This is a genomic window from Streptomyces sp. NPDC058401 (genome assembly GCF_042722885.1).
Taxonomy (GTDB): domain Bacteria; phylum Actinomycetota; class Actinomycetes; order Streptomycetales; family Streptomycetaceae; genus Streptomyces.
Map to the genome: position 1 here is coordinate 1 of NZ_JBHXKA010000245.1, position 5,570 is coordinate 5,570.

Annotated in this window: 5 protein-coding genes; all 5 read left to right on the forward strand. The window is 70.9% G+C overall.

Annotated elements, in window-relative coordinates; genetic code table 11:
• Positions 1–425: 425 nt before the first annotated feature.
• The 5 genes from rplU to galE all read left to right on the forward strand — a co-directional run bounded on the left by rplU (position 426) and on the right by galE (position 5,445).
• Positions 426–746: a 50S ribosomal protein L21 gene (gene rplU, locus ACFWNV_RS39145; RefSeq protein ID WP_112446572.1), complete on the forward strand. Its 321-nt coding sequence runs from the start codon at positions 426–428 to the stop codon at positions 744–746.
• Positions 747–759: 13 nt separating this feature from the next.
• Complete coding sequence (gene rpmA, locus ACFWNV_RS39150) at positions 760–1,014, forward strand: 50S ribosomal protein L27 (RefSeq protein ID WP_030013081.1); 255 nt, start codon at positions 760–762, stop codon at positions 1,012–1,014.
• Between the two features lie 181 nt (positions 1,015–1,195).
• Complete coding sequence (gene obgE, locus ACFWNV_RS39155) at positions 1,196–2,638, forward strand: GTPase ObgE (protein WP_383956971.1); 1,443 nt, start codon at positions 1,196–1,198, stop codon at positions 2,636–2,638.
• Between the two features lie 130 nt (positions 2,639–2,768).
• Positions 2,769–4,391 (forward strand): glycosyltransferase family 2 protein, encoded by a 1,623-nt coding sequence (locus tag ACFWNV_RS39160; protein ID WP_383956974.1) that lies wholly within the window; start codon positions 2,769–2,771, stop codon positions 4,389–4,391.
• Positions 4,392–4,455: 64 nt separating this feature from the next.
• The gene (gene galE, locus ACFWNV_RS39165) at positions 4,456–5,445 is read left to right on the forward strand and encodes a UDP-glucose 4-epimerase GalE (protein ID WP_383956976.1); all 990 of its coding nucleotides are present in this window, start codon (positions 4,456–4,458) and stop codon (positions 5,443–5,445) included.
• Positions 5,446–5,570: the final 125 nt, after the last annotated feature.

The window sequence follows — 5,570 nt, forward strand, 5'->3', positions numbered from 1 at the left end:
GCACCCCTGGTGCCGGGCGGGGGCCTTTGGGTTTCGGCGCCGCCCGGCACGGCGTCTGCGGCCCTGCGGGGGCGCGGGCCGGAGCCCGGCGTTCTGGCCGTCCCGGAGGGCCCGTGCGGGCTGTCAGCGGCGTCGTAGGGGCCCTCCGGGCCGGCCCGGCCGGCCGGCCGCGCCGTCTCCGAGGCCCCGCCGGGGTGCCGCCGGGGCGCCTGCGTGACCCCTCCGAGACCGCTCCGAGACCCCGGTTTGACCCCTCCGACCGGGCCCCGTAACCTAAGTCGCTGGCGTGTCTATGCACACGCCAATCCACTGAGCACCTCACCTCCCGGACCGCCTCGCGGCTGGATCGGGGGAGGCCGGCCTGCGGTTCACGCGGGGCCGGCTGGCTTCAGGGGTTCCCGAACTCGAGTGAGAGAGAGATCCGCGTGTACGCCATCGTGCGCAGCGGTGGTCGCCAGCACAAGGTTGCTGTCGGCGACATCGTTGAAGTTGACAAGATTCCCACCGCCAAGGTTGGCGACACGGTCGAGCTCTCGACCCTGCTCGTTGTCGACGGCGAAGCCGTGACCAGCGACCCGTGGGTCCTGGCCGGCGTCAAGGTCACGGCTGAGATCGTGGACCACCACAAGGGTGTCAAGATCGACATCCTTCGGTACAAGAACAAGACCGGCTACCGCCGTCGCCAGGGTCACCGCCAGCAGTACACGGCGATCAAGGTCACCGGTATCCCCGCGGCTGCGAAGTAAGAGGGACTGAGACATGGCACACAAGAAGGGCGCATCGTCCACCCGGAACGGGCGCGATTCCAACGCTCAGCGGCTCGGCGTGAAGCGCTTCGGCGGTCAGGTCGTTTCCGCTGGTGAGATCCTCGTCCGCCAGCGCGGCACCCACTTCCACCCGGGTTCGGGTGTCGGTCGTGGTGGCGACGACACGCTGTTCGCGCTGCAGGCCGGTTCGGTCGAGTTCGGCACGCACCGTGGCCGCAAGGTCGTCAACATCGTTCCGGCCGCCTGATTCAGCTCCTGCTGATCTGAAGCGTTCGTAACACCCCGAGGGCGGATCTCAACTCTTTCCGGCGCGAGCCGGGAAGAGAGGTCCGCCCTCGGCGCGTTGTCACACAGACACGTTTAATGGGTAGCAAGGCCTACCCCCCGGGACTTTCCGGGATATTCCCGCTGTATCTGGAGGAACAACCATGACCACCTTCGTGGACCGCGTCGAGCTGCACGTCGCCGCGGGTAACGGGGGCCACGGCTGCGCCTCCGTTCACCGGGAGAAGTTCAAGCCGCTCGGCGGCCCCGATGGCGGCAACGGCGGCCGTGGCGGCGACGTCATCCTGGTGGTGGAGCAGTCGATCACCACCCTGCTGGAGTACCACCACAGCCCCCACCGCAAGGCCACCAACGGCCAGCCCGGCGCGGGCGACAACCGCTCCGGCAAGGACGGCCAGGACATCATCCTGCCCGTGCCGGACGGCACCGTCGTCCTCGACAAGGAGGGCAACGTCCTCGCCGACCTCGTCGGCCAGGGCACCACCTACGTGGCCGCAGAGGGCGGCCGCGGCGGCCTCGGCAACGCGGCGCTCTCCTCCGCCCGCCGCAAGGCGCCCGGCTTCGCCCTCCTCGGCGTCCCCGGCACCGGCGGCGACGTCGTCCTGGAGCTCAAGACCGTCGCCGACGTGGCGCTGGTCGGCTTCCCGAGCGCCGGCAAGTCCTCGCTGATCTCGGTGCTCTCCGCGGCCAAGCCGAAGATCGCCGACTACCCCTTCACCACCCTCGTCCCGAACCTGGGCGTCGTCACCGCGGGCTCGACGGTCTACACGATCGCCGACGTCCCCGGCCTCATCCCGGGCGCGAGCCAGGGCAAGGGCCTCGGCCTGGAGTTCCTGCGCCACGTCGAGCGCTGTTCGATCCTCGTGCACGTGCTGGACACCGCCACCCTGGAGTCCGACCGCGACCCGCTCGCCGACCTCGACGCCATCGAGGAGGAGCTGAAGCTCTACGGCGGCGGCCTGGAGAAGCGTCCGCGCCTCGTCGTCCTCAACAAGGTCGACATCCCCGACGGCCAGGACCTCGCCGACATCGTCCGCCCGGACCTGGAGGCCCGCGGCTACAAGGTCTTCGAGGTCTCCGCGGTCTCCCGTACGGGCCTGAAGGAGCTGTCCTACTTCCTCGCCGAGGTCATCGCGAAGTTCCGCGCCCGTACGCCGAAGCAGGAGGCGACCCGCATCGTCATCCGGCCGAAGGCCGTGGACGACTCGGGCTTCACCATCACCTACGACGAGGCCGAGGACGTGTACCGCGTGCGCGGCGAGAAGCCGGAGCGCTGGGTCCGCCAGACCGACTTCAACATCGACGAGGCCGTCGGCTACCTCGCCGACCGCCTCAACCGCCTCGGCGTCGAGGCGGCGCTGAAGAAGGCCGGTGCCCGCGCGGGTGACGGCGTCGCCATCGGTTCCGACGACAACGCGGTCGTGTTCGACTGGGAGCCGATGATGATGGCCGGCGCCGAGATGCTGGGCCGCCGCGGTGAGGACCACCGTCTGGAGGCGCCGCGTCCGGCGACCACGCGCCGCAAGGAGAAGGAAGCCGAGCGGGATTCCGCGCAGAAGGAGTACGACGAGTTCCGTCCCTTCTGACGGGCCGGTCACTGAAGGCGACGGCCGGGTCCCCGGCCGTCGTCACAGCCTCGTCACAGGATTCCGTTTATCCCCCGTTAGGGTGACCCGTCTTAAGGTCACGTTTACTCCTGTGGCCTAGGATCCACGGGTGACGAGCACCCATACCCCCACAGTTGCCGTCGTCGTGATCGCGTACAACGATGCAGAGCTCGTCGGTCAGGCCGTCTCCTCGGCCCTCGCCCAGGGCTCGGTCGTCGCCGAGGTCATCGCGGTCAACGACGCGTCCAGCGACGGCACCGCCGAGGTGCTGGACGAGCTGGCGGCCCGCCACCCCCGCGTGAAGGTCGTGCACCGCACGGAGAACAGCGGGGGCTGCGGCACCCCCCGCAACGACGGGATCGCGGCCGCGACCGCCCCGTACGTGATGTTCCTGGACAGTGACGACGTCCTGCCCCGCGGGGCGGTCGACGCCCTGGTGCGCGCGGCCGGGGAGCACCGGGCCCCGGTCACCGTCGGCTCGTGCGTCCGCCGTGAACTGCCCGAGAGCCGCGACGTGCCCTGGGTACCCGGCCTGTACACGCCGGGCGAGGTCATCGAGCTCCCGGCGGACCGGCCGGAGCTGGTCCGCGACACGCTCTGCGTCAACAAGCTGTACGAGCGGGCCTTCCTGGACATGTACGGGGTCCGCTTCCCGGACGGCCGCTTCATCTACGAGGACTTCGTCTTCACCGCCCGCGTACTGGCCGCCCGCCCCCGCATCGCGGTGATCGGCGACCTCGTCTACGTGTGGCACGTGCGCCGCAACGCCGCCCAGGTCTCCATCTCCCTGGACCGCAAGGACGTGGGCAACTGGAGTGCGCGCGTGGAGGCCCACCGCGTGGCCTCCCGGCTCATGAAGGCCTCGTCCCCCGAGCTGGGCCGGGCCTGCCAGGTCAAGTTCCTGGAGTACGACCTGCGCATGTACCTGCGCGAGCTCGGCGAGGACCCCGACTACCAGGCCGCCTGGTGGACGCTGACCCGCGACTACGTCGCCGGGTTCGCCAAGGAGGACATCGAAGCCGCCGGGGCGCACGCCCGCTGGATCGTACGGGTGCTGCGCGCCACCGAGGCGCCGCCCGCCCCCGCCGACCTGCTGCGGCTGACCCGCTTCGCCGCCGACCCGCCCCGCCTGACGCCCCCGTACGCGACCGGCCCCTCCGGGGCGCCGGTCTGGAGCGACACGCTGCCGGTGGAGCTGGACCGGATGGACGAGCTGGAGACGGCGGAGCTGCCCGTCACCATCGACGCCGAACCGAGCGGCTGCGCGGGACTGCGGATCAAGGTGCACGACCTGTACGGGCGGCTCGCCGCGGCCGGCCCGCGCACCGTCCAGCTGCGCTTCCAGCCCCGGGGCGACCTGGGGGAGCCGCTGGTCGCCGAACCGGTGGAGCTCACCCCCGACGGCGACGGCCACGGGTGGACCGCGGAGCTGCCCTTCCGGCTCACCACGCTGGCCAGCCTCGGGCGGGGCGAGGGCCGGCGGGGACTGCAGGCGTGGGACGTGAAGCTGAACGTGGAGTGCGCCGACGGGAGCGCCGTACTGACCTCCCCCCGCCCCCTGCGCCGCCTGCTCCACCGGCGGGTGCTGCCCAGCAGCCGGTACGGTGTGCTGTTGGCGCAGCCGTACCGCACGACCGGGGGATCCCTGGCGCTGCGGCTCGCGCCCGGTGCCGCAGGTGTCATGAGCCTGGCCCGTCACCGGTTCCACCGGGCGCGCATAGTGCGCGGCTAGGTCGGAACCAGGCTGACGGTCCGGCGCCGGACGAGACGTACGAAAGATATTTGGGGAGACACGCATGACGTTTCTGATCACTGGTGGTGCCGGTTACATCGGGGCGCACGTCGTCCGCGCGATGCTGCTTGCGGGTGAGGAGGTGGTGGTGCTGGACGACCTCTCGACCGGCAACGCCGCCCGCGTCCCGGAAGGCGTGCCGCTGGTGATCGGTTCGGTGCTGGACCGCGCGTTCCTCGACCAGACCTTCGCCGAGCACCGGATCACCGGCGTGGTCCACCTCGCGGGCAAGAAGCAGGTCGGCGAGTCCGTCGAGAAGCCGCTGCACTACTACGAGGAGAACGTGGGCGGCCTCACCGTCCTGCTCCAGGCGGTGGCCGCAGCGGGTGTGCGCAACTTCCTCTTCTCCTCCTCCGCCTCCGTGTACGGGATGCCGGACGTGGACCTCGTCACCGAGAGCACCCCGTGCCTGCCGCTCAGCCCCTACGGCGAGACGAAGCTGGCGGGCGAGTGGATCGTCCGCGCCGCGGGCAAGGCCCACGGCATCTCCACCGCGTGCCTGCGCTACTTCAACGTGGCGGGCGCCGCGACCCCCGAGCTCGCCGACACCGGGGTCTTCAACCTGGTCCCGATGATCTTCGAGCGGTTCGACAAGGGCGAGGGCGCCCGGATCTTCGGCGACGACTACGCGACCGCGGACGGCACCTGCATCCGTGACTACATCCACGTCGCCGACCTCGCGGAGGCCCACGTGGTGGCCGCCCGCAAGCTCGTCGAATGGGGTGCGCAGGGCGAGTACAAGGACCTCACCGTCAACATCGGCCGCGGCGAGGGCGTTTCCGTCCGCGAGATGGTCGAGCTGGTCAACGAGGTCACCGGGCACACCGATCCCGCCTACGCGCCCGCGGTCTCCCCGCGCCGCGCCGGCGACCCGGCGAAGGTCGTCGCCTCCGCCGAGCGGATCGGCGCGGAGCTGGGCTGGAAGGCCCGCCACGACGTCCGCGAGATGATCACCTCGGCCTGGGAGGGCTGGGAGGCCCACCGCAAGGCCTGAGGCCCGTAGAGCGTACGAAGAAGCCGCCCGCCCCGGTCGATTCCGGGGGGGGCGGCGTCGGGGGGACGGGCGTACGTACGTACGTGGTGCGGCGGGGTCAGCGCGCCAGGAATGTGAAAAGCAGC

Excerpts from the sequence above, each read along its gene's own strand:
- rpmA (WP_030013081.1), top strand. The coding sequence starts at position 760 with ATGGCACACAAGAAGGGCGCATCGTCCACCCGGAACGGGCGCGATTCC.
- obgE (WP_383956971.1), top strand. The coding sequence starts at position 1,196 with ATGACCACCTTCGTGGACCGCGTCGAGCTGCACGTCGCCGCGGGTAAC.
- galE (WP_383956976.1), top strand. The coding sequence starts at position 4,456 with ATGACGTTTCTGATCACTGGTGGTGCCGGTTACATCGGGGCGCACGTC.